At 37.3% G+C, this 26,998-nt stretch carries 29 protein-coding genes and 1 riboswitch; of the genes, 3 read left to right on the plus strand and 26 right to left on the minus strand.

The genetic code is table 11. From position 1 onward, the window contains the following. Window positions 1–85 precede the first annotated feature (85 nt). Genes QNH48_RS21645 through QNH48_RS21660 form a run of 4 tightly spaced genes read right to left on the minus strand, consistent with a single transcriptional unit; the run spans window position 86 to window position 3,849 of the window. Window positions 86–739 carry a LysM peptidoglycan-binding domain-containing protein gene (locus QNH48_RS21645; RefSeq protein WP_283951958.1) on the minus strand — a complete coding sequence of 218 codons (654 nt, stop codon included), beginning with the start codon at window positions 737–739 and terminating at the stop codon, window positions 86–88. Next, window positions 732–1,340 (minus strand): CPBP family intramembrane glutamic endopeptidase, encoded by a 609-nt coding sequence (locus QNH48_RS21650; RefSeq protein ID WP_283951959.1) that lies wholly within the window; start codon window positions 1,338–1,340, stop codon window positions 732–734. The genes QNH48_RS21645 and QNH48_RS21650 overlap by 8 nt, the downstream gene beginning before the upstream one ends. Beyond that, window positions 1,337–2,845 carry a RecQ family ATP-dependent DNA helicase gene (locus QNH48_RS21655; protein ID WP_283951960.1) on the minus strand — a complete coding sequence of 503 codons (1,509 nt, stop codon included), beginning with the start codon at window positions 2,843–2,845 and terminating at the stop codon, window positions 1,337–1,339. Before QNH48_RS21655 ends, QNH48_RS21650 begins: the two co-directional genes overlap by 4 nt. After that, the gene (locus QNH48_RS21660; protein WP_283951961.1) at window positions 2,836–3,849 is read right to left on the minus strand and encodes a YpbB family protein; all 1,014 of its coding nucleotides are present in this window, start codon (window positions 3,847–3,849) and stop codon (window positions 2,836–2,838) included. The genes QNH48_RS21655 and QNH48_RS21660 overlap by 10 nt, the downstream gene beginning before the upstream one ends. A 265-nt stretch (window positions 3,850–4,114) precedes the next feature. Here QNH48_RS21660 and QNH48_RS21665 point away from each other — a divergent pair, with 265 nt between their 5' ends. After that, window positions 4,115–4,363 (plus strand): ferredoxin, encoded by a 249-nt coding sequence (locus QNH48_RS21665; RefSeq protein ID WP_024030326.1) that lies wholly within the window; start codon window positions 4,115–4,117, stop codon window positions 4,361–4,363. A 111-nt stretch (window positions 4,364–4,474) separates the two neighbouring features. Here QNH48_RS21665 and QNH48_RS21670 read toward each other — a convergent pair whose 3' ends face one another. From QNH48_RS21670 to QNH48_RS21755, 18 genes are all read right to left on the minus strand, one after another. Then, complete coding sequence (locus QNH48_RS21670) at window positions 4,475–5,044, minus strand: ECF transporter S component (RefSeq protein WP_283951962.1); 570 nt, start codon at window positions 5,042–5,044, stop codon at window positions 4,475–4,477. Between the two features lie 167 nt (window positions 5,045–5,211). Further along, window positions 5,212–5,343, minus strand: a riboswitch (FMN riboswitch). Window positions 5,344–5,434: 91 nt separating this feature from the next. Further along, the gene (locus QNH48_RS21675; RefSeq protein WP_283951963.1) at window positions 5,435–6,157 is read right to left on the minus strand and encodes a peptidoglycan DD-metalloendopeptidase family protein; all 723 of its coding nucleotides are present in this window, start codon (window positions 6,155–6,157) and stop codon (window positions 5,435–5,437) included. A gap of 276 nt (window positions 6,158–6,433) precedes the next feature. Further along, complete coding sequence (locus tag QNH48_RS21680; RefSeq protein ID WP_283951964.1) at window positions 6,434–7,600, minus strand: hypothetical protein; 1,167 nt, start codon at window positions 7,598–7,600, stop codon at window positions 6,434–6,436. Beyond that, complete coding sequence (sigX, locus tag QNH48_RS21685) at window positions 7,575–8,126, minus strand: RNA polymerase sigma factor SigX (RefSeq protein WP_283951965.1); 552 nt, start codon at window positions 8,124–8,126, stop codon at window positions 7,575–7,577. The genes QNH48_RS21680 and sigX overlap by 26 nt, the downstream gene beginning before the upstream one ends. A gap of 176 nt (window positions 8,127–8,302) precedes the next feature. Further along, window positions 8,303–10,084 (minus strand): ATP-binding protein, encoded by a 1,782-nt coding sequence (locus QNH48_RS21690; protein WP_283951966.1) that lies wholly within the window; start codon window positions 10,082–10,084, stop codon window positions 8,303–8,305. Continuing rightward, window positions 10,081–10,797: a response regulator transcription factor gene (locus tag QNH48_RS21695; protein WP_283951967.1), complete on the minus strand. Its 717-nt coding sequence runs from the start codon at window positions 10,795–10,797 to the stop codon at window positions 10,081–10,083. Before QNH48_RS21695 ends, QNH48_RS21690 begins: the two co-directional genes overlap by 4 nt. 171 nt (window positions 10,798–10,968) lie before the next feature. Continuing rightward, window positions 10,969–12,153, minus strand: a complete 1,185-nt coding sequence (gene ccsB, locus QNH48_RS21700; protein WP_133367229.1) for a c-type cytochrome biogenesis protein CcsB — start codon at window positions 12,151–12,153, stop codon at window positions 10,969–10,971. A gap of 30 nt (window positions 12,154–12,183) precedes the next feature. Continuing rightward, window positions 12,184–13,785, minus strand: a complete 1,602-nt coding sequence (resB, locus tag QNH48_RS21705; protein WP_283951968.1) for a cytochrome c biogenesis protein ResB — start codon at window positions 13,783–13,785, stop codon at window positions 12,184–12,186. Window positions 13,786–13,808: 23 nt separating this feature from the next. After that, window positions 13,809–14,333, minus strand: a complete 525-nt coding sequence (gene resA / locus QNH48_RS21710; RefSeq protein ID WP_283951969.1) for a thiol-disulfide oxidoreductase ResA — start codon at window positions 14,331–14,333, stop codon at window positions 13,809–13,811. 105 nt (window positions 14,334–14,438) lie between these two features. After that, the gene (gene rluB / locus QNH48_RS21715; protein WP_283951970.1) at window positions 14,439–15,176 is read right to left on the minus strand and encodes a 23S rRNA pseudouridine(2605) synthase RluB; all 738 of its coding nucleotides are present in this window, start codon (window positions 15,174–15,176) and stop codon (window positions 14,439–14,441) included. 229 nt (window positions 15,177–15,405) lie between these two features. Further along, window positions 15,406–15,942, minus strand: a complete 537-nt coding sequence (locus tag QNH48_RS21720; protein ID WP_283951971.1) for a spore maturation protein — start codon at window positions 15,940–15,942, stop codon at window positions 15,406–15,408. 7 nt (window positions 15,943–15,949) lie between these two features. Continuing rightward, window positions 15,950–16,537 carry a nucleoside recognition domain-containing protein gene (locus tag QNH48_RS21725; protein WP_095247243.1) on the minus strand — a complete coding sequence of 196 codons (588 nt, stop codon included), beginning with the start codon at window positions 16,535–16,537 and terminating at the stop codon, window positions 15,950–15,952. After that, a complete protein-coding gene (locus QNH48_RS21730; protein WP_283951972.1) occupies window positions 16,530–17,675 on the minus strand; it encodes a D-alanyl-D-alanine carboxypeptidase family protein in 1,146 nt (381 codons plus the stop codon). Before QNH48_RS21730 ends, QNH48_RS21725 begins: the two co-directional genes overlap by 8 nt. A gap of 138 nt (window positions 17,676–17,813) precedes the next feature. Further along, entirely contained in the window at window positions 17,814–18,704 is an 891-nt protein-coding gene (locus QNH48_RS21735; RefSeq protein WP_283951973.1) for a superoxide dismutase, read from the minus strand. A 134-nt stretch (window positions 18,705–18,838) separates the two neighbouring features. Continuing rightward, complete coding sequence (locus tag QNH48_RS21740; protein WP_283951974.1) at window positions 18,839–19,327, minus strand: YpuI family protein; 489 nt, start codon at window positions 19,325–19,327, stop codon at window positions 18,839–18,841. A gap of 32 nt (window positions 19,328–19,359) precedes the next feature. Further along, window positions 19,360–19,779, minus strand: coding sequence for a hypothetical protein (locus QNH48_RS21745; protein ID WP_283951975.1), 420 nt, complete (start codon window positions 19,777–19,779; stop codon window positions 19,360–19,362). A 518-nt stretch (window positions 19,780–20,297) separates the two neighbouring features. Continuing rightward, the gene (gene scpB, locus QNH48_RS21750) at window positions 20,298–20,885 is read right to left on the minus strand and encodes an SMC-Scp complex subunit ScpB (RefSeq protein ID WP_133367235.1); all 588 of its coding nucleotides are present in this window, start codon (window positions 20,883–20,885) and stop codon (window positions 20,298–20,300) included. Window positions 20,886–20,890: 5 nt separating this feature from the next. Then, window positions 20,891–21,646: a segregation/condensation protein A gene (locus QNH48_RS21755; protein ID WP_283951976.1), complete on the minus strand. Its 756-nt coding sequence runs from the start codon at window positions 21,644–21,646 to the stop codon at window positions 20,891–20,893. Between the two features lie 199 nt (window positions 21,647–21,845). Between QNH48_RS21755 and QNH48_RS21760 the strand changes: the two genes are divergently transcribed. Next, window positions 21,846–21,935: a YjcZ family sporulation protein gene (locus QNH48_RS21760; protein WP_095247235.1), complete on the plus strand. Its 90-nt coding sequence runs from the start codon at window positions 21,846–21,848 to the stop codon at window positions 21,933–21,935. Between the two features lie 128 nt (window positions 21,936–22,063). Next, the gene (locus tag QNH48_RS21765; RefSeq protein WP_283951977.1) at window positions 22,064–22,585 is read left to right on the plus strand and encodes a DUF309 domain-containing protein; all 522 of its coding nucleotides are present in this window, start codon (window positions 22,064–22,066) and stop codon (window positions 22,583–22,585) included. Between the two features lie 26 nt (window positions 22,586–22,611). On the opposite strand, the gene QNH48_RS21770 is transcribed toward QNH48_RS21765, so the two are convergent. From QNH48_RS21770 to spoVAEA, 4 genes are all read right to left on the minus strand, one after another. Then, complete coding sequence (locus tag QNH48_RS21770; RefSeq protein WP_283951978.1) at window positions 22,612–22,962, minus strand: GNAT family N-acetyltransferase; 351 nt, start codon at window positions 22,960–22,962, stop codon at window positions 22,612–22,614. Between the two features lie 496 nt (window positions 22,963–23,458). Then, window positions 23,459–24,763, minus strand: a complete 1,305-nt coding sequence (gene lysA / locus QNH48_RS21775; protein ID WP_283951979.1) for a diaminopimelate decarboxylase — start codon at window positions 24,761–24,763, stop codon at window positions 23,459–23,461. Between the two features lie 164 nt (window positions 24,764–24,927). Further along, on the minus strand, window positions 24,928–26,412 hold the full coding sequence (locus QNH48_RS21780) for a spore germination protein (RefSeq protein WP_283951980.1): 1,485 nt from the start codon (window positions 26,410–26,412) through the stop codon (window positions 24,928–24,930). Next, a complete protein-coding gene (gene spoVAEA, locus QNH48_RS21785) occupies window positions 26,375–26,974 on the minus strand; it encodes a stage V sporulation protein SpoVABEA (protein ID WP_283951981.1) in 600 nt (199 codons plus the stop codon). Before spoVAEA ends, QNH48_RS21780 begins: the two co-directional genes overlap by 38 nt. Between the last annotated feature and the right edge of the window lie 24 nt (window positions 26,975–26,998).

Here is a 26,998-nt window from a genome sequence, read left to right on the forward strand (position 1 = left end):
CTATCAACACCTCATTAACATAAATATGAACTTGTCCGATAAATTATGAAAAATTCAAATAAAAAAACCGATCAAAAATGATCGGCTACTTTTTTACAGGGATTTTTAAAACTTGTCCAACATAGATTTCATTTCCCTTTAATTTATTTGCTTTTCGGATGATTTCCTCTCCAGCTTTTGAATGGTAATACTTCAAAGAAATTCGATAGAGATTTTCTCCCGTTTTGACCGTATGGGTAATCGTTGTTTCTGTAGAAACGCTGCTATTTTTATCCGTGTTCGGTATATTATTATTGCCTTGTTCTGAAACGGGATCCTGAACCGGAGTCTCTGGGCTGACTGGCAGTTGGACTTCAATTGTATCTTCCTCAATTTCCACAGTCGATTTATCTTCTTCCTCAACAACTTTGTTAACACTGCTGCTTTCTGTTTCAGATTTTTCAAAATTAATAACTTCATATCCGGAAGAATCACCAGTGACTTTTTCTGTTTTATTGCTTTTTCCCTCCTCAAGATAGGAGTAAGCACTAAAAATAACAATAGGTAGAAGAATAAAAAATAATACCAATATCCGAATAATCGGATATTTCACTTTCAATTTCGTTTTCTTTCTCTTTTCCCTATGAATCTGTTCTCTTGGGGGTAATTTATCACGACCTTCGGATGTTTCTTCGTTTATTTTTTCAATACGCTGTTTAAGCCTTTCCGCCTGGGTTCTGAAAGGTTCTTCTTTATTCATGAAACAGTCCCTCCTGTTCATCTATCTCTTTGGAGTGTCTATATTTAATATAAAGACCTAATAAAAAATCAATTGTAAAATGCATGACTATTGTAAGAGCTAAATTGTTACTCCATTCATACATGTAACCTATGAAAAAACTAAGAATTACAATATTAGTAAATAAAAACCAATTAAAAAGATATCGATAATGGATGATAGCAAAAATAAGGCTACCTAGTATAAGGCCAATCTTTGTTTGGATGACGCCTCGAAAAAGTAATTCTTCACTGAGAGCTACAAATGCAGCAATCCAAGCTATGTGGAGGACACTTCTATTTCTAAAAATTCTTTTGTTCAAACCACCGTCATCGTAATATGATGACGGCAGCCATTTCATTAATAGAATATCTAAAATGACCACCGCAACCCCTGCAGGTACGCCAATCAACAAAATCTTCATGTCAGAAAAATCAATAGCCTTCATAAATGAAAATTGATCAAACAATAGAATACCTAAAACTATAGTTATAACAAGGAGTATGATTTGGGTCATATATAAATGAAAGAGTAGCTCTCTATCGGTTAATCCTTTGATTAATTCGTTATATTTATTTTTCATTTACTCAACTCACTATTTAATAGAATATTGGTTAGATAATCTTTCCACATTCCTTCAATCAAATGATTCGTTTGTTCGCCCTCAGTTGCTTGATATTGATCAAAATGGATTCCGCAAATATCGCAGCAATTCCTTACACTTTCCTTAACAGCACCTTCTTCAAAGTACTCTAGAATTAATTCTCTTCTGCATGATTTTGACTTAATCCATTTTTTCATAAATTTAATACTTTCTTTCTTTACCTTTAATCTTTCATTTACAAATTCTTTTATTTTATGCTTTACCTGTTCATGATTGGAAGAGCCTTGAGTATTTTTGATTAGGTCCTGGATAATACGCCATTGAACCTCAGAAAAGCCACCTTGCTCTCGTAAATACTGGTTATCTTCTAAGAAAGAATCATTCGGTATTTTACTGTTTACTAAATGTGAGAACAGCCAATCAATTTGCAGCTCAGAGGGTAGTTCTCCTTCCGCAAGCTGAATAGGGAGTTGTTCATCACCAGGTGAGTATAACAATATCGCAATACTCTCTTCGCCATCACGTCCAGCTCTGCCAATCTCTTGCAGATATGATTCGATTTGCATTGGCATATGATAATGAATGATAAATCGTATGTTTTCCTTATTAACACCCATACCAAAAGCACTTGTTGCACAAATTACATCGAGTTGTCCGTGAATAAATTGCTGCTGTATTAAGATTCTTTGTTCCTGATCTAAGCCTCCATGATAAGCCATTGTTCTCTTAATCCCCTTCTCTATTAATAGAGAAGCCATTTGTTCTGCAACCTTTTTACTTGAAAAATAAATAATACCCGGCTTTTGAAACTGCAGAACTATTTCTAACAAACGGGATTGCTTATCATGATAATTAGGTACCTCTTCAACATAAAAGGAAATATTAGGCCGGTCAATTGTCGAATCAATCTTGTTATATTCCTCTAAATCAAGAGATTGGATAATATCCTCTCTTACTTTTTTAGTTGCGGTTGCTGTTAAAGCTAGGGTTAGTGGATTCCCAAGTTTCTTTCGAAAATCTCCCAGCTTTGAATAATCTGGGCGAAAATCGTAGCCCCATTGTGAAATACAATGTGCCTCATCCACTACAAATAAAGAGATCGTAAGAGCTTGCAGCTTTTTCATAATAGCAGGCAGGCTTAACATTTCTGGCGAAACAAAAATATATTTAAATTTTGATAAATTGCGTAATACATATCCTCGCTTATCCGAATCAAGAAATGAGTTTAAAGCAATTACCCGTTTTTCTCCAAATTTCATTAATTGCTCCACCTGATCCTGCATAAGTGATAAAAGAGGAGATATGATTAATATCTGCCCATCAAGACAATACCCTGGAAGTTGGTAACATAAAGATTTACCTGTGCCTGTAGGAAGCATTGCAATCGTATGGTTCCCTCCGAGTAAAGACGAAATTACTTCCTTTTGCCCTGTTTTAAATGTCTGATAACCAAAATACGTAAATAAAATTTTTTCTAATTCCATTGTCTATCACCATACTTTGCTAGAACGAGTCTTATTTGAAAGTAGGAAGTCTCTTTTAAAATGTTCCTGATTACTTTAAGCTGCCTAGTAGCTTCTTGCCGTGAAATTTCTAAAATCTTCTGTTGGGTTCCTTCTTCCACATAGGAATTAATGGAAAAGTCTTTTATATTTAAAGCAAATTCTACAAGATGATCTTCAATTGTACTTATTTTTAAATGACGAATACCTGCGATCTCCTCCAGAGAAAAACCTTGATTTAATAATTCCCAGGTTTTACGAGAAGAAAGAGTTAAGGAATCTTTTTGTTCAAAATTTACAAGCAGTGATGATAACACCTGATAACGGGCAGGATTTTTTTCAATGAATTGGATCAAGCAATGGAGGTTATTAGTAAATGCAAGATGATATTGCAGTGAATCAATATTCAGCATTTTCGCCGTTTGCATAGAGGTCAATCCAATTTGTTGATATCCCGTTAACCTAAAAACCAATACAGAAGGATTGATATCTTTTGCCTGTTCAAAAATATCCACTAATTCAGAATAGAGAATCTCTCCTAGATTCTGCTTTGGTATCGTGGTAGATTTTAATAAGTCCTTCAACCAGTTATGAACCTCAGTATTTTTTTGAATGGGGATGTATTTCGTTTCTTTAGATATAATATTAGAAGCTACTTGAACGAGCAGTGACAGTCTTTCCCAAACTAACAATGTATTGAGTTGATACTTCCATCCATTTATATAGGATGGCTGTGGATGCTGCAGTAAGTAAGCTTGTCCTCTTGGGGTGAGTTTAAATCTTTGATCCCCAAAGGCTTCCACCATATTTTTATCAAGTAAACTGTTGAAAATTTGATCAAAAGATTCACGCGTTAATGGTTCAAGAATCCGAAAGTACCTTTTAAGTGAATATAAATGCGCATCCTGAAGTGTTTGTGATGATTTTTTTCCATTTAAAAGGTGATAGATGGAATAAATTGTTCTTTCACCGTTCAGTTGTTTCAAACAATATAATAAAATGTTTTCTATTTCACACATTCCATTTCACCACTTTTTGCTTAAAATCGACAAAATCGCCTATTTTTCTATCCCTATTCTATCATGAATGTGATGGTCATGTTGCTAAAAAATGTGGAAGATTAGGGAATCCAAATCCTATAGAGTATTTTTCTATTGAAAAGTTACTCATACAGTTTTACAATAGGAATGAGTAATGCGTTTCCATTTAATATGGAATGAGTAAGTTATTTTATTGGGAGGTTTTTTTTTCATGGCAAAGTACACGATTGTTGACAAAGAAACTTGCATTGCATGCGGAGCATGTGGAGCAGCAGCACCAGACATTTATGATTATGATGATGAGGGCATTGCATTTGTAACTCTTGATGATAACGAGGGTATTGTTGAAATCCCTGATGTATTAATTGATGACATGATGGATGCTTTCGAAGGTTGTCCAACTGATTCAATTAAGGTTGCTGACGAAGCATTTGACGGCAATCCAACTAAATTCGAATAATATTTTGTCATTAAAATATTGTTAAGCTGCTACCCTCGTCATTCTTTGATGGGGGTTTTTTATTCTTTGCAAAAAAAAAGAAACCAAGCAGACGACCTGGTTTCTTTTCTTTTAAGCATTTTTTACAATTGTTAATTTATTAATCCATGACTGCATTCTAATGAATAGCAGCATAAATATAGAAGACATGATTATGCCTTTAATGATATTAAATGGTAAAATCGCCGGTACCACTAAATTCCGCATGTCAGGAAACTTCAACAGCGAGGTATATGCCGGCAAAATAAATAAGTAGTTTAAAACGCTCATCATTACCGCCATAATAAGGGTCCCTACAATCAGTGCGATTGTCATTCCTTTTTTGGTTCTCATCTTGTTGTATACAAAGTAGGTTGGCAATACAAATAGAATCCCCGCAAGGAAATTAGCAATATGGCCAACTGGAATTCCAGTTGCACTCCCAGTTGCAATATAATTGAGTGCATTTTTGAAAAACTCAACTAATATTCCTGCAACAGGTCCAAAAATTAAAGCTGCGATTAATGCTGGGATATCGCTAAAATCAATAAATAAGAAATTTGGAAATGGCGGTAGCGGGAAGTTAATCAGCATTAAAAGATATGCGATACTGCTCAGCATTCCAATTGAAACAATTGCTTTGACACTCATTTTTTTCTTCATTCTTTTCCTCTCTCCTTTTTGATCCATCAAGTTAGGAAGAGAGGTTCAACAGCTTTTAAGGTGTCCTAGTAAAATAAAAAACCTCAAGAAAATAATCTTGAGGGAGTTTACAAAGGCACTCTTAATAAACGTTCAGTATAACAGCATTTTTCGAACGTCGCAAGAACCTCCATCTTCTCCCATCCAGACTATACTGTCGGCTTTGGAATCACACCAAATCCTGCCATAAAGGCTCGCGGGCTCAAGAGATTAACTCTAATACCGCCGATCGGGAATTTCACCCTGCCCCGAAGATAGATCGATATTTAATTACAGCTTTATTATACTAGTAAGTATTTGTTTTGAAAAGAAAAAAGCACTAACCGTTTTTGACGGTTAGTGCAATATTAATTATTTTTGGATTACTAAAACTTGTTCAGGCAGGATAAGATCTGACGTTAACTGGTTGACTTCTTTTAGTTGTGCAACTGATACATTGCTTTTCTGTGCAATGGAGGTTAGTGTATCTCCTTCTTGAACAATATAATGTGCTTTATCGCCCTTTACATACGTACTTGCTGTAAGACTATCAGTATTACTCGCCATTCCACCTTTTACTGCCACGCCTACCTCCGTATGTCCAAGCAGCGTTTCTGGATCAATGGCATTTTTCTTATCAAATGTCCATTCTACCTGATGACTCTCAAAGTGAAGATGAACACCTGTTGATTCACCCGTTCTCCCCATCATCCCAATTCTATCACCTTGTTTAATCTCATGACCTGTATTTACAAGTCGCTTATTTAAGTGGGCATAAACGGTAACATAGTTATTTGGGTGCTTAAGAAATATCACATTCCCATATGTATTTGAATAATAGGATTTGCCCACAACCCCTTCCTCCACAGCGATTATTGGAGAATTTAACCTGCCAGCTATATCGATTCCCTTATGTGTTCCATGCCTTGTCCCATATGTATCAGATATGACACCATCTGCGGGCCATATCCATCCAGCTTTTATTTCTTTTGAATCCTGCATACTCGCTTCAGTCTGCTTTCCACCTAAGAATAATAAGCTGACACAAAGCGCCATAATTGCGGCAATTAAAAGCCGCCTTATGTAGTCTCGCATTTGATTGTTTTCCTCCTTAATCTTGTCCTCTCCTCCACACACCATATGTTTACCTTATGTCATTTAGAACATATAGTTGGTCAGAGCGGTTAAGCATACTTGTTATAATTTGGAGAGAAATGGTTTTTTATTCATAAACGTAAAGAAAAGTGGAAGGCGCCTCCTCGAAAAAGCTAACGCTTTTCCTTCGTGTGAGGCATTGCTTTCGAAGCTTACTCTTGTGTAATTAGGCAAAAAAAGATTAACCTTTTAGTGGTCAATCTTTTTCTTCTTGTATTATTCAATTGGGCGGTGATTAGGTGCCAATGGAACCTTCACTTCCTTTGATAAATCAAATGGTCCTAAAAGCTTAATAGGAGCGTTTACTACCATTATCGTCTCTATCCCAAAATCCTTTGCAGTTAATAAAATGGCTTCAAAAGAATAAACTGTTGCTGGAGTATTCTCCATTAGTGTGCTTCCATCCATATTAATGATTAATTTGTTATCTTGAATTGAAAATTCCTTTATCTGAAAGGATGGACCTATTGAGGCTGCTAATCTACCTTCTGCTTGGTCTGTCTTCATCGCTTCGAAGGCAGCATTTATATCTTGAAATGTATTAGTCGAAGGGACCAGATAGGTGGTTTCCAATCCATCAGGTGTATAAAAGAAATAGCCATGTTTACCTTCTCGATTAACATCTAATTTATCCATTTCACCATAATTACCAAATTCTATTCCAGGCTGTCCATTTGTTCTAAGAATAATATTATTTATTTGACTATTCGATGCTATTGTTTTCTGCAATATATCTAAAAAAGTCATTTCACCTGCAGACCCATCCCCATATTTATGGTCACTAGGTACATCAACAATCACAGTATTATTTAATTCATCTAATTCAAACGTGGCGTTTAGGGGATAATAGTCTGTCAATCCCCATTCCTCTTCCTTTAATAGTCCCATTGATTCAGTAAAAATAGTCAGCCAATTCTTGTTATCATCTGGAGGGACAACAATGGATACGGGGACTAAAATTTGTGCCTGCGAATCAGGGATCCAATAAGTGATGACTTTTCCGTTCTCTATTTCATCATCGTATATAGCAGTTTTATTCATTTCGCTCATCATCATTTTAGCTTCTGAACCTGATAAACCATCTTCTTCTTTATTCAGTATTGATGATTTGTCGTCCGCGATGCTTTTCTTTTCCTGACTTGAAGATTCTTCTTGTTTTGCGCTATCAAAAGATTGTGTTCCCTCTAAAAACCTAGGAATCAATATGAAAAAAAGGAGTAATGCTGCTGTTGCTGCAAAACCTGGAATTAGCCATGCTGATTTTTTTCTCTTTTTTATAGAAAGATTTTGGTAAATGTCACGAGGATTGCGATGATCTTCTATTTTTGGCATTTGCCTAAGTAATTCTTCGAGCTGTTTATCGCTCCACTCTGACTTCTTCACTCTCTAATCCCTCCTTATCATGAAATATTTCCATATGCTTCTTCAATACTTTCAATGCACGATGTTGTGTTGTTTTCACTTTACTTTCCGTCCAATCCAGAGCTTGAGCCGTTTCGGTAATCGACAAATCGTTTAAAAAACGCAATATGACAACAGACCGTTGATCCACAGTGCAATGGTCCAAACATTGATAAATCCATTTGATTTCTTCCTTTTGAATCGTAATTTCTTCTGGAATTGGATACTCATCCTTTATCTGACTTTGAGACCAATCAAATTTTTCAAGCAGTCTTCCCTTCCATCCCTTTTGCTTACGAAATGAATCAATGGCAACATTTCGTGCGATAGAAAATAGCCATGTTTTTTCACTGCTTTTACCTTCAAAGCGATGATAAGATTTAAACACTCTTATATATACTTCCTGGACTAGATCCTCTGCCTGTTCTTTGTTTCTTACCATATAAAATAGAAATTGAAAAACGTCATGATGATATTTTTGGTATAGCTCATCGAAAACGGAGTCCATCCATTCCCCTCCCCGTTCATAGAATTAGTCGATACTTATGTACAAAAAGTTTCACATTATAAATATAGACTTTTTATCATTAAAAGTGAAGGCAAAACAAAAAACCCACCCTTTAGATGAGTTCTTGTATCAATATAATTGTTTCCCGTGAATCAAGAGAAATCGCCAATTTCTTCTCATTTTCGTGGAAGTAAGAAGGCAAATGTCGTTCCTTGTCCTATTTTACTTTGTACTGAGATATGACCGTGATGTGCATCAATAATATTTTTCGCGATAGCTAGTCCTAATCCTGTACCAGCTCTGCCTCTAGTTCTTGCTTTATCTGCTTTATAGAAACGTTCAAATACAAATGGCAAATCTTCTTCTGGAATACCAGACCCTGAATCAGACACATCCACTTTTATACCGAAATCATCATCCCTTACATGTAACCTAACTGAACCACCTTGTGGTGTATGTCTGATAGCATTATCAATCAAGTTAGTTAATACTTGTTCAATCCGATCTGGATCAAAAATGATGTTTGGAATATCATTCTCTAAATCAGCACTTAAATGGATCTCATTGTCTCTAGCAAGCCCTTGAAACTTATGAACAATTCTATTCATAAACACAGGCAGATTCACATCATCCAGCGTTAGTTGAATATGCCCGGCTTCCATTCTCGCAAGATCCAGCAACTCATTAACAAGTCGCCCCATCCTCAATGATTCATCGTAAATTACTTTTGCCATTTCCTTTTTCTCTTCCTGAGATTCAGCAATGTCATCTACAATGGCTTCACTGTAGCCCTGTAACATTGAAATTGGTGTTCTTAGCTCATGAGAAACGTTTGCAATAAAATCTTTTCTCATTTTTTCTAATACTCGTTCTTCTGTCATATCTCTTAGTACTGCTACAGCCCCACGTATAAATCGGTTACTATATAGCGGACTAACCAGAATAACCCAATGTCGGCCTTGAAGCGAAATTTCCCCTGCTTGCTCTGTCTCTGTATCAACAGCCTGTTGAAAAAGCTCCATTACTTGTGTTGGAATTTCCTCAGAAGAAGACCCAGATCTCCCTTTTTCATAGTACCAATATTGTAAAAAACGGTCAGCGGGCGGATTGGAAATTAGGATTGTTCCGTCTCGATTAAAAGTAATAACTCCATCCGCCATACTGCTCAGGATGCTTGCAAGCTGTTCTTTTTCCTGACTCAGTGCATTCATATTAAACTTCAACTGCCTGCCCATCTGGTTAAAGGCTGTGGCAAGTTCACCAATTTCATCATGAGTCAGGATTGGAACCTTTGTATCAAATTTCCCTCTTGCCACTTCGAAGGCAGCTTCCCTCATTTTAATTAAAGGAGCTGTAATCCTGCTAGATAAAAAGAAGGCAAAAATAGTTGTCAGAATAATAGCTACACCCGCAACAAGTAAGATAAAATTAGTGGTCGAATGTGTGGTTTCTTGAATGATTTCCAAGGATTGATAGATAAATACTGCACCATTTTGCTCATCATCCATGTGCAGAGGTACACCAATAATCGAATATTTAGCAGTATCTTTCCCTGAATTATTCGATGAAAGCTTCGCCACTTTTTCAACCGTTATATCCTCTTCAAAGACTTTTGACATCTCGACATCATTACGTATATCGGGTAAAGATAATTTCACCGACTTTTCAGAGTTGGGAGAGAAGTATACCTCATGGTTATTTTTAATGATAACCACCTTTGTGAATTCATCAATAATTTCCCAAGAGATTTCTAAACCTAAGGGAAATTGCTCATCCGGATGACTTTCCAGCACTTTTGCTATTTTCTCAGCCTGATGAGTTAAATCATTTTTGGTTTCCGTAATATTGTTATTCTCAAAAAATTCTAGGAGCATTACAGTTAAGATGAAAAGTATGAAGGCAACCAAAAATATGATAGTTAGCCAAAGCTTTCCAACTACACTTCGTAAAAAGGTCATTCATTAACTACCTCAAATTTGTAGCCTACTCCCCAAACGGTAACAATCATTCTTGCTGCCTGCTCGGAGACTTTATTTAATTTTTCACGAAGACGCTTAACGTGTGTGTCCACCGTACGCAAATCTCCAAAAAATTCATAATGCCATACTTCTTTCAGTAATTGCTCCCGGTCAAAAACCTTGTCAGGTGCTTTTGCAAGGAAATATAGTAATTCATATTCTTTTGGAGTTAAACTTACTTCCTTACCGTCAGCCAAAACTCTATGTGCGTCATTGTCGATTGTTAAATGTGGGAACACAATAACATCCTTCGTTGTTGTATCTGTTTGTAGATAACTAGTTTGAGATGACCTTCTTAATAGAGCCTTAACCCGTAATACTACTTCTCTTGGGCTGAATGGTTTTACAATATAGTCGTCTGTACCCACTTCAAATCCCTGTACACGGTTAACCTCTTCACCTTTAGCTGTCAACATAATAACAGGCGTAGCCTTCTTTTCTCTTAATTCACGGCAAACCTCTAACCCGTCCTTGCCAGGCATCATTAAATCTAAAAGAATGACATCATAATCATTTGCGATTGCCTTCGTTAACGCTTCGTTACCATCCTCTGCTTCATCAATTGTATATTCCTCACGCTCTAAATACATCTTTAATAATCGACGAATTCTTTCTTCATCATCTACCACTAAAATCTTTACTTCTTTATCCATTAATAATCCCCCCATGCTGTTATTTTACAAAATGTGATAATTATTATCTATAATTTACCGTAATTGTCTTTACAAAAGTGTCGAATTTTTGACAAAAGACCTTTTTCCTATATAAATATTTGCAAAATAGCCTTTACTTGGAAAAAGTAAAGGCTATTGGCTAATAAATTATTATCCAGCGTAGGAATGAAGTCCTGCAATAACTAGGTTTACAGCGACCAAATTAAACATAATTATGACAAAACCAATAACGGCGAGCCAGGCTGATTTCTCACCATGCCATCCCTTTGAAAGACGAAGGTGTAAGAAGGCTGCGTAGAATAACCATGTTACCAGTGCCCAAACCTCTTTAGGATCCCAGCCCCAGAATCTTGTCCAGGCAATTTGTGCCCAAATCATCGCAAAAATCAAAGCACCTAAGGTAAAAACAGGGAACCCGATTAAAACTGATCGATAGCTTATTTCATCTACAAAATCCAAATTGATGTTTTTAACTAAAGGCTTCAATGCGGCGGAAATACGTTTTCTTAAAATTAATCTAATTAACCCATAAAGGATAAACCCGCCAATAAACGACCAAATAACAGAATTCATTTTCTTCGCATTTATCAATGCAGGCATTTCTACAAGTGGTTCAAATTTTCCACTGGTTAGGAGTTCACCCTCATGAGGACCAGTAATCGCTGGCATGGTATACTCAATTTTTGCCTCACTGCCACTCTTATCAATCCAATTAAATTCTGCTTTATAATCCATAGCAGAGAATAAACTGGATACAAGAACAAATCCCAATGTTGTTACTAACCCAAACATTACGGCTTCAAGCCAAAAGGTTCTCTTCGAAGCTTTAGATTGATCAATTACCTTGACCAGATATATCAATCCGGCAGCAAAGCTTATTGCTAAAATGGCTTCACCTAAAGCAGCAGTCGTGACATGAATATGAAGCCAGTCACTTTGCAATGCTGGTATTAATGGTGAGATATCCCTAGGAAACATGCTTGCATAGGCGATAACAAGAATTGCAACAGGCATGGTGAACAATCCAAGAAGCGGTGTTCGATAAATAAAATAAATAACGATGAATGCTCCCACAAGACACATTCCAAAAAAGGTTGTAAATTCAAATAAATTACTAACAGGTGCATGTCCTGCTGCAATCCACCTAGTAATAAAGTAACCAACCTGAGAAGCAAAGCCAACAATTGTTACCACGACGGCAATTTTCCCCCATCGATTCGTATCTTTCTTTTCTCCGATATCCTTCTTGGCCTTAATGGCCCCGCCAAAGAAGAGGGTCGCTACTAAATAAAGGATAAATGCAATATAAAGTAAATTACTACTTAATGTTACCAACTAGACACCCTCCTTATCATTTCTTTCCTTTTAAATTTGATCATCAGGAATAATTAGTTTCGTTTCCAAAAGTGTCGACTCAATTTCTCTTTTTAAACCGTACCAGTTCTTATTAGTATGTGCGGCGATCCAAATTTCCCCATTTTTGTTTTGTACCCATATTCTGCGATGATTCCAATAGGCACCTTGGATTACACCAATCATAAATAGAATTCCACCCAAAATAATAATCCATATCGTTAAATCTTTACGAACGGTTAAGGCAGTAACATTTTTAGTTTCAATTCCTTTGAACGCCATTTTGTATTGGTTATCCCCTAATGGCTCAATGGTTTGCTGTATTGCAACAAAACTCGTTTCCCCTTTTGGGACTTCTGGTGATATCATTTTGAATACAAAAGCAGGATTATTAGGTATCCTGGACTTTGTTGTCGGTTCCCCGTTTTCAGCAAATTCAAAATCTGGAAAGAAACTCAAAACTTCAACAGCATATCCATTTCCAAGGTCATATTTTGACTTTGGGTCATAGAGATTTACTTTTATGTCACCAAACGTTTTGCCGGTATCTTTATTTGTTAAAGAGAACGACATTGTATTTAATTCATCAAGCTTGTAATCTACTTGATATAAAGCAAACCTTTCAAATTTCAAAGGCTGATTCACTCTAATTTTGTGTTCTTTCACTTTTTCTAATTCAGGCTTTTCCCCTGGAATTGCTGGTCCTACTCTTTTATAAAGTACGGCATTTGTCTGATAATTTTTAACAACCATCCCAGCGCGGTCAATCGCTGCTTCAAAGGTTTTATCCTTTTCTTTATCGTAATTTTCAAGAATAAACTGCTCGTTTTTCACATAATATTGTCCATCTGTCTCAGGGACAATCTTTGTTTCACCTTCACGCAGCCATAAGACACTATCAATATACATCCCTGGAACAAATCGCAGCATGCCGCCAATTAAGAAGATGATTAATCCTACATGGTTCACATATGGACCCCAGCGCGAAAAACGATTTTTTTCTGCGAGCAAATCTCCGTTTTCTTCCCGTACATGATATCGTTTAGCCATTAAGCGTTGCTTAACGACTGCTATGTCATCTTGATCCCCATTCTCGCTTATGCCAAACAGACGCTGACGTTTTAAAAATCCTTCATGTCTTGTTACTCTTTGAGCCTTTAATGCCTTATACAATGGGACAACCCTATCAAGACTACAAATAACAAGGGAAATTCCTATCATCGCGATTAATATTAAATACCACCATGAACTATACAAATTATTAAAGTCTAGTTCATAGTATAATTTTCCAAACCAGCCATACTGGTCCTCATAATATTCCTCTGCTGGCATTGTAGGGGGTATGTACATTTCCTGTGGAAGAATCGTCCCTGCTGCAGAAGCAACTAGCGTGATGACGATAAGCCATACACCTACCTTGACGGAAGAAAAGAAGTTCCATATTTTATCAACTATGGTCTTATTATATGTTTGTGAGCGGCGGGCACTGCCTTCATAGCGCATATCCAGCAATGATTTATCTGTTGATTGTTCATCTAGAACTTTTCCGCATGCCTCACACAATACGGTTCCGTGTGGATTAACATGTCCGCATTCACATTTAACATCTTTCATTGCAAAAAACTCCCTACAACCTCTTAAGGTTTAATTTTCTCCATAAACTCCCTAACCATTGCTTCCGTTAACGTTCCTGTATGATATTTAACCACTTTCCCATCTTTGTCGATTAAGAATGTTGCTGGAAGCGGGTTAATTCCATATGCGGCTTGAACCTGTCCGTCTTTATCAATAACATTAGGAAAATCAAGCTTTTTCCGTTCTATAAAATGATTAACGGCTAATTCTGATTCGCTAACATTAACAGCCAGCACTTGTACACCTTTATCCTTATAATGATTATATTGATTATTTATATAAGGCATTTCTGCTTCACATGGCTTACACCAGGTTCCCCAAAAATTTAAAAATACTCCCTGTCCTTTATAGTCAGAAAGCTTATGCTTTTCACCTTCCATATCAACCAACACAAAATCAGGAGCTTGTTTACCAACTTCGACCTTCATTCTATTGTCTTTTGTCAGGTTGGCATAAAGAGTGTAGGCAACGGCAGCAGCTAAAATGAACAAAATCACAGTTCTCATTATTAATCGCCGTTTTTTCATAATTCTCCCTCCCTGAAAGTCACAATTAAGAGACACAGTTTGTATAGATTATATCATTTTACACTGTGTCTATAGTAAATTCTCCCTACTGAATTTGTGACATCTTTATGAATTTTTTTTAGTAGACTCCAAAGATTGTCCTCTTAATAACTTCACTTCATGGTGTGTCAATTCTCTAGCATCCCCAGCTGATAATCCATGTAAAGTTAAAAAGCCATAACGTTCACGTTTTAATTTTAAAACGTCATGTCCAATTGCTTCAAACATTCTCCGAACTTGGCGATTACGTCCTTCATGGATGATTATTTCAATGATAGAAGTTTGCTTTTGCTTATCTGCTGACAGCATTTTGACTTTAGCCGGAGCCGTTTTTCCATCTTCAAGATGAATTCCCTTTTCTAACTTTCTAAGATTCTCCTTTGATGGAATACCTTTCGTTTTAACGACATACGCTTTTTCAATCTCATTACGAGGGTGCATTAGTAAATTTGCAAACTCCCCATCATTAGTCAGGAGCAATAATCCGGAAGTATCATAATCTAAACGTCCCACCGGGAAAATTCTTTCTTGTTGATAAGGAAAGAAATCCGTTACTACTTTTCTTCCTTTATCATCACTTACACTCGAAATAACACCGCGCGGTTTATATAAAAGAAAATAAACGGGTTCCTCCTTTTCAATCTGGACTCCATTGACTTCAACCTTGTCTGATGGTGTAACTTTTACACCTAGCTCTGTCACTACTTTCCCATTGACCTTTACTTTTCCTTCTTTAATTAATTCTTCAGATTTTCTTCTTGAAGCTATCCCTGCTCGAGCAATTACCTTTTGCAATCTTTCCAATATGATCCACCTCAGCTGTTTACCTTTATTTTGAATACTGGGTGCTGGGCACCACAGTTTTTTAGGAAACAAATTTGTTATTCTTCCCTAATGAATTATGACACAAAATTGCCCTTTTTCAAAGTAACGGCTTTTTTAATGGATGAAATACAAAAAAGCAGGCTCCTTTTAATGTTTAACACACTTAGGAGCCTGCTTATTTTTTATGACCCTGCTCTTTCCCATCAGTTTACTGTGCACCGAATACTAGTACCACTACGACAATTGCTGCAATAATTCCTACTACATCTGCTAGAAGGCCAACCTTTAGGGCATCGCCCATTTTTTTGATCCCGACAGCTCCGAAATAAACGGTTAACACGTAAAAAGTCGTATCTGTACTTCCCTGCAGAACAGAAGCTAGTCTGCCAATAAAAGAATCTGGACCGTAAACAGCGATTAGGTCACTTGTCATACCAAGTGCAGCTGTTCCAGAAATTGGCCTAATGATAATGAGGGGAATAATTTCTGCCGGGACTCCGATTGCTTCCATTGCTGGTCTAATCCAATTCATTAATGCTTCTAAAGCTCCTGAGGCCCGAAAGACAGAAATCGCTACAAGCATGCCTACAAGGAACGGAATAATGGAGACGGCAATTTTGATTCCTTCTTTTCCTCCTTCTACAAAGCTTTCATAAGTTGGAACTTGTTTTATGGTTCCATAAAGGAGGATAAAACCTATTAAGACAGGAATAAAACCTAGGGAAATAAGTGAAAGAAATTCCATATGGCATTCATCCTTTACGACTTCGTCGATTATAAAAATAACGATCTATCATAACTGCTCCAAGCATTGAGATGATGGTGGCAATTAAGGTTGGTACAACAATTTCAGTCGGAGAGGCAGAATTGTAGTTCATCCTGATTGCAATGACTGTTGTAGGAATGATGGTAATGCTTGCAGTATTTATTGCTAAAAAGGTGACCATAGACCTGCTGGCTGAATTCTTGCCGCCATTTAATTGTTTTAATTCCTCCATCGCTTTGATTCCAAGCGGTGTAGCAGCATTACCTAACCCAAACATGTTCGCAATCATATTAGACAATATATACCCCATGGCAGGGTGATTGGTTGGCACATCAGGAAATATTCTTTTAACGAACGGGCGAAATAACTTAGACAACAAATCTAGTAATCCCGATTCTTGTGCAATCCGCATCATCCCTAACCAAAATACAAGAATGCTGATTAACCCAATACAGAGTGTCACAGCTTCCTTTGCCCCATCAAATATTGCCTTATTTACTTCTGCCATTGTTCCGTTTATCATGGCAAATACAAAGCCAACAATTGTCATAAATACCCAAATGTAATTAACCATTTAATTTCACGCCAATTACTGATAGAAATAAATCTTTTAAGGAATCGAATAGACCCTTTTTCTTCTCAGGACCACTTTGATAATAAATAGGTGTTTCTTTGACCACTTTGCCATCAAGGAAAACTTGGGCTTTACCAACTGCTTCTCCGTTATGATTTGATTCGTCCCAGTCTTCTCCCGGCTTATTTAATTTATACTTTATGGAGAACATGTCCATTTCCTCTTCTGTTGCAGGATAAACAATCGACTTTTTTACATATAGATGTTTTTGATAATATTTATTCGTTTTAATATCTATTTTTCCTTTTGTTAACACTTCTGCCATATCATAGGTTTTAAAGCTATTTTCATACATGGCTATGTGATCATTCCAATCATCTGAAGCGTTCAAGGTAACAGCTATTAACCTCATTTCCCCTTTTGCTGCGGTTGTAACAAGTGTCCTTTTCGCACGCTTTGTATAACCGGTTTTTCCGCCTGTCGTATATTTATATTTTGTAAGTAAGCGGTTTTTATTTTTCCACTCGCGATCCCAATTTTCAGTTGGATTGGGCGCTTTGTAATTCTTTGTTCCAGCTATTTTTTGGTATTTTTTGTTATGCATTGCATACCGAGTCAATAGTGCCATGTCATAGGCAGTGGAATAGTGGTCTTCATGATCGTCTAAACCATGTGGATTGGAAAAATGAGTATTCAACATGCCGATTTCTTTGGCTTTTTGATTCATCAAATAAACAAACCCATCTAAACTTCCTCCTACATGTTCAGCAATGGCAACCGCAGTGTCATTGCCAGACCTAAGCATCAGACCATATACTAAATGCTCAAGCTTAATCTTTTCCCCAGGCTTTAAGTACACAGACGACCCCTCGGCTCGGGTAGCTTGTTCACTTACTTTCACTATTTCATTCATTTTTCCCGATTCAATAGCAAGAATCGCCGTCATAATTTTCGTAATACTAGCGATTCTCCTCTTTGTGTGGGCATCTTTCTCAAATAGGACACGCCCTGATTCTTGCTCCATTAGTACTGCACCTCGTGCACTTACGGAAACGGAAGCATCCACCTTTTGAGGAATGTTTGCAATGAATAGCGAGACCATGAGGGCAAAAATGACTAGCTTCCAAATCATTCTCATAAGTTTACCTCGTCCCCTTCGTTAACATTTCTAGCATCAATACTAGCTTTCTAAAATTTTATGCAGGACAAGGCTTGATATGACAATTTGTCCTGAAAAATGAAAAAGACAATCGACTATTCGCCGATTGCCCTACAATTAAAATGCTGGCCATTTTATTTCAGAGGCTTTATCAAACCTCATTTCAACATCATTCCAATTAACCAGATTCCACCAATTGTCAACGTATTCAGCCCTCTTGTTCTTATACTGCAAGTAATAAGCATGCTCCCAAACATCCAGAACGAGCAGTGGAATGGTGTCCCATTGCGTTAGCAGCATATGTCGTTCTGATTGTAAAATCTCAAGATGCCTTGCCCGTGGTGACCATACAAGAATAGCCCACCCCACACCTTCAACCTGTTTTGCTGCTTCAGAGAACTGTTTTTTAAATTTATCAAAACTGCCAAAATAATTTTCAATTTCCCTTTTGAGGAGTCCTTGAGGGCTTCCCCCTCCTTTAGGTATCATGTTCTTCCAGAAAATCGTATGCAGATAATGTCCAGAGCCATGAAACGCTAATTCTCTAGACCAATGTTTGATTAGTGAAAAATCATTGTTATCTCTAGCTTTCTTTAAGTTCATCTCCGCTTTGTTTAATCCATCTACATATGATCGATGGTGCTTATCATGGTGCAGTCTCATGATTTCTTCCAAGATATAGGGTTCCAGCGCATTGTAGGCGTAAGGTAGCTCAGGGAGAGTATGACCTCCAGGCGGGACAGTTTTTTTCTCAACCCAGATACTCCCTACTCCTTGTTTACGAGAAAAATATTCTTCCATTTGTTCATGAATTTCCTCTGCTGATGCCTGTAGACTGAGCATTTCATTATCCGATAATGATTGTCCTGTATTTTCAATTAGCTCTGTAAACTGTTCCAACTGTTCCCATAACTCTAAATTATCTTTCACATCTTCTGTTTCTAAGAAACTTTTCATTTCTTCATTCCATTCAAATAATTCACGAACATACTGACTAAATCGATTCATATTATCCCACCCTTTATTTCGAATCTACCTAAAAGGTATGAAATATATCTGTGATTATGAACAATTATGCAAATGAGACGGACCTATAACACAGAAAAAACTGCCCTTGCAAAAGGACAGTATCAGATAATCATTTATTTCGATTGTATCATTTTCGTACGGTAATCTGTTTCATAATATTCAAGTTCTTCTCTGACTCTTTGAAATTCTCCCTCGAGTCCTTTCACTAATTCTTGTACACTTTCAGGTACGCTTTTATAAAATTTAATTGAATTTCTTCCTGTATATGCGGAACGACTATCCTCAAACCAAGCATCATTTTTTGGAGAAAAAAACTCTTCAATACATTGATGAAAAATTCGATAAAGGGTTTTTTCTGCTGTTGCTTTCTGGAACGGTTCACTTAGCAAAATAACTGAGCACGCATCCAAGCCTTCTTCACAATAAACAAGCAATTTTCTCAAGTTTGACAGGACTATTTTATAATAAACACAATCTCCGGATAACTGTTGCTCCATCTGCGAAATGGTTGTTTCATTTAAATAATTTTCTAGAGTACTAATCGTAGTAGTTAAAAACCCTCCTACATCTTTAAGCTGCGATTTAACCAATGAATTTCCCATCGAAACACCCCTTTGAATTCTTTATTAAACAACTATCTTGGCTGCTTAATGTAATCGAGCGGAGAACGCAGCTCGAATTTATTCGTTTGCTTAACAGCAAGTACAATTTCAGGTAATTTTTCAAAGTCAATATCTTGAAAATATGAGGCAAATTCCTGTTTAGAATTAATGTATAAACGTTTACGATTGCGCAATCCTGGATTTTTGATTAAACACACTAAGGCAACAATGTCCTTAAATGTTACTTGAATATTGTCTTTCGTGATAATTGGATTTTGCTGATAAGGAGTGAATTCCGGGAAAAATTCTTCAAAGTATCTAACATACAATACATGCAGGGTCTTTTCCTCAGAATCCTCGATAAATGTAACTTCACTTCTATTAAAGAAGTCTTCTGAAGTATTTGATTTTTCCTTTTCCAATTCGTATCCGATGCATTCTTTAATTAACAATTAAATCAATCCCCTTTGGTCATTAACAATAAGTTGAATCTTCGGAATTTCATTTAAATCGTATTTCTATTTTAACACATCTAAAATGAATTGTTTTATTTTTAAGCGATTTTAAAATAGTCTGTTGATTTCCGCTCCACTAAGGAAAGCTTCTTTGAACAATCACCGCAGGGACAGGCGGTCTTTGCCGGTCACGAGGCTCTTCGCTTTCCGCAGGCGGTCCGGGAAGCCTGTCTAGCTACAGCGCCTAGCCCCTCGAGTCGCTTCGGTCCCAACGTTGAAGTCAAAGAACGACTTCATCGTCAGGCCCTCCAGCGCTTGTCGGGGCTGTACAAGGCGCTTCCGCTTTTCCTACTCCTCGGCGCTTAGAGATGAGCGGGGTCTCCCCTGCCCTGTCCTCCTGCAGGACATTGATTTACATCTTCGAATCTGCCCACGCACGAAGAAAATGCGATAGCATTTTCGAGGAGTCTCGCGCCTTCCGCGGAAATCAATTTATGAGCTTTAAATATCTATCCTTAAGAATTAATACTTTCCTGAAACTTCTCGAAGAACAGGTCTGCTTCTTCTTGGACAAATTCTTCTTCGACTCGGTCAGGTAGCTTGGGTAATTCCTCAATGTTTTTTAGACCGAAATAATCAAGAAATTCTTTAGTGGTCCCATATAGGTAGGCTCTCCCTGTTCCCTCCGCTCTTCCAACTTCCTTAATGAGTGCTTTTGTCATTAGGGTATGAAGTGGTCTTTCCGTTTTTACTCCGCGTATTTCTTCTATTTCAGCACGAGTGATTGGCTGTTTATATGCAATAATCGCCAATGTTTCCAAAGCTGCCTGTGATAGGGTAGCCGTGTTGGGTGAGTCTACAAGCCTTTTTAAGTACGTTGCGTTTTCTTTTTTTGTGGCAAGCTGATACGTACCTGCAAGCTGAACAATCATGATTCCACGTTTGCTGTCCTTTTCATACACCTGTATTAATTCTTCTACTATTTCTCCGGCCTTCAATTCCTCTACCTCTAGGACCTCAGCAACATGCTTTAAAGTAAGTCCTTCATCACCAGCCGCAAATAAAAGACTCTCTAAAATGCTATGCCAATTTATTATCTCCAAGCCCCTTACACTCCTTCTTGTATTGCATGAACAAAGATGTCCCCAAAGTTTTCATTTTGCTCTACATCAATTTCTTTTCTTTTGATTAGCTCCAAAACTGCCAAAAACGTCACAACAATATGCTCCTTTGCAGGAATAGGGAATAAATCATTGAAGTTTTTCCGGCCTTTTAAATGTTTTAACTCACTCATTATTTCAGTCATTCTTGTTTCAATGGATATTTCTTGCCTAGCAATCTTTGTGGACAATGGGCGTTGCAGCTTTTTTCTTCTTAAAAGTTTCTGAAAAGCAGCCAGCATATCATATAGGGTGATATTTATTTCTACTTTTTCTGGTTGTTTTTCCTTTGCAAGATCCGAAAGGTCGCTTGGAGGTTTCGTATACATGAGTCCGCGCTCCTCTTCCAGTGACTTTAAATCATGCGCGGCTTCTTTATATTTTCGATATTCAATTAACCTTTCAACAAGCTCATCTCTAGGGTCTTCTTCATAATTAATTTCTGAATTGAAGTCATCCAATTCCTCTTCATGCTTTGGTAAAAGCATTTTACTTTTAATCGCTAATAAGGTTGCTGCCATTACTAAAAACTCACTGGCAATATCCAATTTAAGTTCGGTCATTGTTTTAATATAGATTAAGTATTGCTCGGTAATTTGGGCAACAGGAATATCGTATATATCAATTTCTAATCGATTAATTAAATGGAGGAGTAAATCTAATGGTCCTTCAAATGCGTCAATTTTTACATTATAGTGTATCATCTTTCACCAGAATCCTCGAAGTAAATTTCATAAAAATCATGACTATTATTAGTATAGAGGATTCATATACGTTATCCAATAGAAAAATCATTACCATTCTAAAATTTAAAAATGGGATGTTGACCTATAACACTGGACAACCAGCCTACATATGATGAGAGTGAAAAGAATAACAAAACACTATAGGAGGTTTTTGAATATGTCTGATGGTCACGGTTTTGGAGGCGGTTTTGCTTTAATCGTAGTTCTATTCATTCTGTTAATTATTGTTGGTGCTTCCTGGTTTTAATTAGAAACGCCAAAGTAAGCTAGCAAGAAAGCCCGCCTTTTGGGGCGGGCTTTTTCCTTTTGAATTATTCTGAAGAAACAATGATTATATGCTACACTGTACATATCTTAACTATTAGGGGTGATTTTTTGTACCCGAAGGAGTATGTTCAATTTTTAGTTCATTTTAATGGTGATCGTGATTATTTTGAATGCCACGAAATACTAGAGGAATATTGGAAGGAATCTAACGATAAGCAAAAGGATTCCATCTGGGTAGGGTTCATCCTATTAGCGGTTTCAAGGTACCATCATCGCCGGGGAAATTTTAATGGTGCCGAAAGAACGCTGAAAAAGGCTATTAAAATCCTGTCCTTAAAGGCAAATGGTTTAATCCTACAGGGGTTAGATGTTAATGTTTTATTCCCTTTACTCTCAAAACTTATTGAGGAAATCGAAAAAGAGGAATGCTATCAAAGCATTAATCTTCCTGTAATCGATTCTACTCTATTAACCGCATGTATAAAGGGTTGTGAAGAATTAGGTTTTATCTGGGGTGAGAGAAGTAACTTAGAGGATGAATTCATCGTGCATAGGCATAAATTACGCGATAGGACAATGGTCATGGAAGAACGTATGGAAGCACTAAGGAATAGAAAAGGCAACGAATAAATCCTCGTTGCCTTTCATTTCTTTAGTTAGCAAAAATCACATTTTTCTACGAATGGTGCTGTGTTATCATTTGCTGTTATTTGCTTGTCGGGATATAAATCCTTAAGAGCTTTGACCATTCTTTTTCCAACCCCTTGATAACGATGTGAGGGATTGACAGAAATATGTTGAATCATTAACTCAGAATCATCATCGTTCATTTGAACCCCAATCAGACCGATAATATCTTCTTCCTTCCAAAGAAAGAGCTGTAAATTCTCTTCCGTTTCATACTCCTTAATGGTGAATTGGAGTTTCTTCAAGTCCTTTTCAGTAGGCATAAAGGACAATAAGCCCATGGCTATCTTTTCGAATGTTTTCTTATAACGAATTAACATAATAGCTCCCTCATTATATTAAATAAACCCAGTTAGGGATAATATATTTTTTCTAACAAATTCATAAAAATACAGTTTTCTCTATAATATGTAACCAAATTCGTAAAGTGTTTCATTATTGTCAATCATACATAATAAATGTTTATCTATCAATCCCAAGTAACATTATTTCGGTACAATAAAAACCCAATAAATAATCCCCCAAATAAGTGCTAGTCCTACAAGGATACCAAACACACTCCAATTACTTTTCTTCATAAAAAATCCTCCAAATACAATTTGAAGATAGCGTACATGTTGTCATTCTACACTATATACAAAAAATAATCCATTAACATAAAAAGCGGAAGCGCCTTGCACAGGGGCGACAGGCATAAGACGAGCCGGCAAGAAGGTTGATCTTTACCTTCTTGCCGGATTGACTTGTGGCCCCGAGCCCCTAGGCGCTGTAGCTGGATTAGAAAATAAATAAACTGCCGCTTTGGCGGCAGCTTGTTTATTTTAATGGCAGGTCTAACCGAAGTAAATCTTCATATGTTTCTCTTTTTACAACAAGTGTTGACTTCCCATTTTCAACAAAGACCACTGCAGGACGTGGAATACGATTATAATTATTTGCCATCGAATATCCATATGCACCTGTACAAAAAACAGCAAGAAGATCATCATCTTTTGTTTCCGGAAGTGGTAAATCCCAAATCAGCATATCACCAGATTCACAGCATTTACCAGCAACGGAAACCTTAGTCGTGGCTTCTGCCAATGGTCTATTTGCAAGTACCGCTTCATACTTCGCCTGATAGAGAGCAGGTCTTATATTGTCACTCATCCCGCCATCTACCGCTAAATATTTTCTCACGCCAGGAACTTCTTTAGAAGAACCAATTTGATATAGTGTTGTACCCGCGTCACCAACAAGTGACCTTCCAGGTTCTATCCAAATTTCTGGCATTGTCATTGAGTAATCCTGAATTAATCTCTTTACCTCTTTTATAATTTCACTAACATATTGTGAAGGCAGCAGCGGTTCATCTTCACTAGTATAGCGAATCCCAAAACCTCCGCCTAGATTAAGGACTTTTGCTTTAAAGTTAAGTGTATTTCTCCATTGATTCATTTTGCCAACAATCTTTTCAGCAGCAAGTAAGAAACCGGTTGTCTCAAAGATTTGGGATCCAATATGACAATGTAATCCTAGCACATCAAAGTGATTACAACGTAGTGCAGTTACTAAAGCTTCCTCCGCTTGTCCATTTTGCAAATCAAAACCAAATTTCGAATCTTCCTGACCTGTTAAGATATAATCATGTGTATGCGCTTCAATTCCTGGAGTAACCCGGAGTAAAATACTAACTGATGCATTTTGTTCCATGCAGATTGTTTTTAAAAGCTCTAATTCATAAAAATTATCAACTACAATACAGCCAATTTTGTTGTCTAACGCCATTTCTAATTCTTCTCTACTTTTATTGTTGCCATGAAAGTGAATTCTTTCAGCCGGAAATCCAGCAGCGATGGCAGTATATAACTCTCCGCCTGAGACTACATCGAGAGATAATCCTTCTTCCTCAGCAAGCTGAAGCATGGCAATCGTCGAAAAGGCCTTACTGGCATACGCAACCTGTGCTTTAATATTTTGCTCGTCAAAGGTCTTCTTAAATCCTCTCGCTCTTTCCCTCATTAATGATACATCATATACATAGAGAGGAGTTCCAAATTGCTCGGCCAACTCTATTGCATCAACTCCGCCAATTTCCAAATTTCCCTTGCCGTTTACGCCTGTTGTCCCGTAAAAATACATTCCCTTCCCTCTCTCCGCAAAAACTCTTTATTAGTTTATGGTACTTGATTAAAAAAGTAATAAATAAATAGACAGAATCCCAAAGGATACTGCCTATTTTTAGCTTTTTATCCTTTTAGATAATTAAAAATACTTTAGCATAACCAAATCTTTTCCGCAATAATTTATTCTCCATCCGGCGGCTGACGGTAGCGATTCCTCGGATGGACAATACTCGGACGAAGGATCGAGCCAGGTACTGCCCGTCGGAAAATAATTTGTAAGAATCCCTTTGGTTCAAAAGGGAGAAATGGCCAAAAGTACGGTGTATTTAAAGTGCGTGTTGTTACTAGATGAATAAACAGCAAGGTGGAACCAATAACAAAGCCTGGTGTATGAAAAATTGATACTAGAATTACTAGAACGATTCGGCCAATTTTATTTGCTACACTTAACTCATAACTTGGGGTGGTAAATGAACCGATACCTGCCACCGCAACATATAGAATCACTTCAGGAACAAACAAACCAACTTCAATAGCAATCTGACCAATCAATACCGCCGCAATCAACCCCATAGCGGTTGATAGGGGAGTTGGTGTATGTATGGCTGCAATCTTTAAAAATTCAAGACCAAAATCAGCTAGTAATATTTGAAACACCACTGGTATATTCGTTTGTTCATTTGGTCCGATATACGAGAGCTTATCTGGCAGCAAGGACGGTTCTAATACAAACAACAGCCATAACGGAAGTAAAAATATTGATGTTAGAATTCCTAAAAACCTAGACCAGCGGACAAAGGTCCCCATTATAGGCGCTTCACGGAACTCCTCAGCGTGTTGTACATGATGGAAATAAGTGGTTGGTGCAATGATGACACTTGGTGACGTATCTACATAAATAACCACATGACCTTCTAATAGATGAGCAGCAGCTACATCGGCACGTTCTGTGTATCTTACCAACGGATAAGGATTAAATCCTTGTTTTAGAATAAACTCTTCTATTGTTTTATCGGCCATCGGAATCCCATCGATTTTAATGGACTTAAGTTCTTTACGAAGAATATTAACTAAGTCTGGATCTGCAATATCATTTATGTAGCCAATGGCTATATCTGTTTTTGAACGTTCACCCACCTTTAGAATCTCAAAGCGCAGACGTTCATCACGTATTCTTCTTCTTGTTAATGCAGTATTAATAACAATGTTTTCCACAAACCCGTCACGTGAACCTCTAACCACTTTTTCAGTATCTGGCTCTTGTGGTGAACGGCCTGGGTAGCTTCTGACATCTACTGCAAGTGCAGTATTTGCTCCTTCCACTACCACAACAATTAATCCAGATAAAACCTGAGTGACCATTTCATCAAGTGTTTTTACTGGACTAACCGATTGGTTGACGAGCCGGTTCTCGACTATTTTAAAAAGATCTGCTGACAATTTCTCATGATCATTAATGCGTACTAATTCTTCAACGGTCTCAATAATAAATTGAGTATCACATAAACCAGTTATCCAGTAAAAGTGGACATCTTTTTTAAGAATTTTTAACTTACGAACACCAAAGTCAAAACTTACACCCAGCCCAACCCGCTGTTTCATGTAATGTTCAATTTCTTGCAGCGATTCAGGAATCGGCCATGCTTGCTCGTTCTCTCTCGTCACGAAATCCACTCCTTTCGAGGATTAGTTCTACCGCTTTTTTCGTAATGGGAGCACCGCGTTCATAGTGGTCCCTCCTTGCCATTTTTCCTACATCTCCAATTCCAACAATGATTGGAACATCTAATTCATCAAGGCAGTATACGGTGTCTCCATTTAATCTTCCAATCTCTAGCTCTGGTATACCATGTTTATCTACACCATAGGGAGTTAATTCACCATCCCGATCAATACTTACATCGATTCTAGTCCACTCTGCCTGATGAGTTTTTGCAGCAACTGCGATAATCCCCAATACTTCAATATCCTTATGGGTGGCGACGTATTTTAAAGCTCGCTCTCCCGCACCTTCACCAACAAGTCCACTGTCATCAAACATTACTAATACCGGATCATTAGCTGCCTTTTTAATTAGCTTTACAAGCTCCTCCCCTGTTAGTGCAGAAGGATTCCCATGAGACTGCGTAATACAACGCCCGCCCACTTCATGAGCGACATGCTCTACTGCCCTCTTTGCATACTCATCACCATCAGTAATTAATATAACCCGCCTTCGAATGCTCATACTTCGTTGTCCTTTCCAGGCCGA

The sequence above is a fragment of the Neobacillus sp. YX16 genome (genome assembly GCF_030123505.1).
Classification (GTDB): Bacteria; Bacillota; Bacilli; order Bacillales; family Cytobacillaceae; genus Neobacillus.

Excerpts from the sequence above, each read along its gene's own strand:
- QNH48_RS21755 (WP_283951976.1), bottom strand. The coding sequence starts at position 21,646 with ATGATACACTATAATGTAAAAATTGACGCATTTGAAGGACCATTAGAT.
- QNH48_RS21675 (WP_283951963.1), bottom strand. The coding sequence starts at position 6,157 with ATGCGAGACTACATAAGGCGGCTTTTAATTGCCGCAATTATGGCGCTT.
- lysA (WP_283951979.1), bottom strand. The coding sequence starts at position 24,763 with ATGTATTTTTACGGGACAACAGGCGTAAACGGCAAGGGAAATTTGGAA.
- resA (WP_283951969.1), bottom strand. The coding sequence starts at position 14,333 with ATGAAAAAACGGCGATTAATAATGAGAACTGTGATTTTGTTCATTTTA.
- sigX (WP_283951965.1), bottom strand. The coding sequence starts at position 8,126 with ATGGACTCCGTTTTCGATGAGCTATACCAAAAATATCATCATGACGTT.
- QNH48_RS21725 (WP_095247243.1), bottom strand. The coding sequence starts at position 16,537 with ATGGTTAATTACATTTGGGTATTTATGACAATTGTTGGCTTTGTATTT.
- QNH48_RS21655 (WP_283951960.1), bottom strand. The coding sequence starts at position 2,845 with ATGGAATTAGAAAAAATTTTATTTACGTATTTTGGTTATCAGACATTT.
- QNH48_RS21670 (WP_283951962.1), bottom strand. The coding sequence starts at position 5,044 with ATGAAGAAAAAAATGAGTGTCAAAGCAATTGTTTCAATTGGAATGCTG.
- QNH48_RS21690 (WP_283951966.1), bottom strand. The coding sequence starts at position 10,084 with ATGACCTTTTTACGAAGTGTAGTTGGAAAGCTTTGGCTAACTATCATA.
- QNH48_RS21740 (WP_283951974.1), bottom strand. The coding sequence starts at position 19,327 with ATGGGAAATTCATTGGTTAAATCGCAGCTTAAAGATGTAGGAGGGTTT.
- QNH48_RS21760 (WP_095247235.1), top strand. The coding sequence starts at position 21,846 with ATGTCTGATGGTCACGGTTTTGGAGGCGGTTTTGCTTTAATCGTAGTT.
- QNH48_RS21730 (WP_283951972.1), bottom strand. The coding sequence starts at position 17,675 with ATGAGAATGATTTGGAAGCTAGTCATTTTTGCCCTCATGGTCTCGCTA.
- QNH48_RS21650 (WP_283951959.1), bottom strand. The coding sequence starts at position 1,340 with ATGAAAAATAAATATAACGAATTAATCAAAGGATTAACCGATAGAGAG.
- QNH48_RS21695 (WP_283951967.1), bottom strand. The coding sequence starts at position 10,797 with ATGGATAAAGAAGTAAAGATTTTAGTGGTAGATGATGAAGAAAGAATT.
- QNH48_RS21735 (WP_283951973.1), bottom strand. The coding sequence starts at position 18,704 with ATGAATCGATTTAGTCAGTATGTTCGTGAATTATTTGAATGGAATGAA.
- QNH48_RS21770 (WP_283951978.1), bottom strand. The coding sequence starts at position 22,962 with ATGTTAATTCGTTATAAGAAAACATTCGAAAAGATAGCCATGGGCTTA.
- spoVAEA (WP_283951981.1), bottom strand. The coding sequence starts at position 26,974 with ATGAGCATTCGAAGGCGGGTTATATTAATTACTGATGGTGATGAGTAT.
- resB (WP_283951968.1), bottom strand. The coding sequence starts at position 13,785 with ATGAAAGATGTTAAATGTGAATGCGGACATGTTAATCCACACGGAACC.
- QNH48_RS21645 (WP_283951958.1), bottom strand. The coding sequence starts at position 739 with ATGAATAAAGAAGAACCTTTCAGAACCCAGGCGGAAAGGCTTAAACAG.
- QNH48_RS21665 (WP_024030326.1), top strand. The coding sequence starts at position 4,115 with ATGGCAAAGTACACGATTGTTGACAAAGAAACTTGCATTGCATGCGGA.
- QNH48_RS21720 (WP_283951971.1), bottom strand. The coding sequence starts at position 15,942 with ATGGAATTTCTTTCACTTATTTCCCTAGGTTTTATTCCTGTCTTAATA.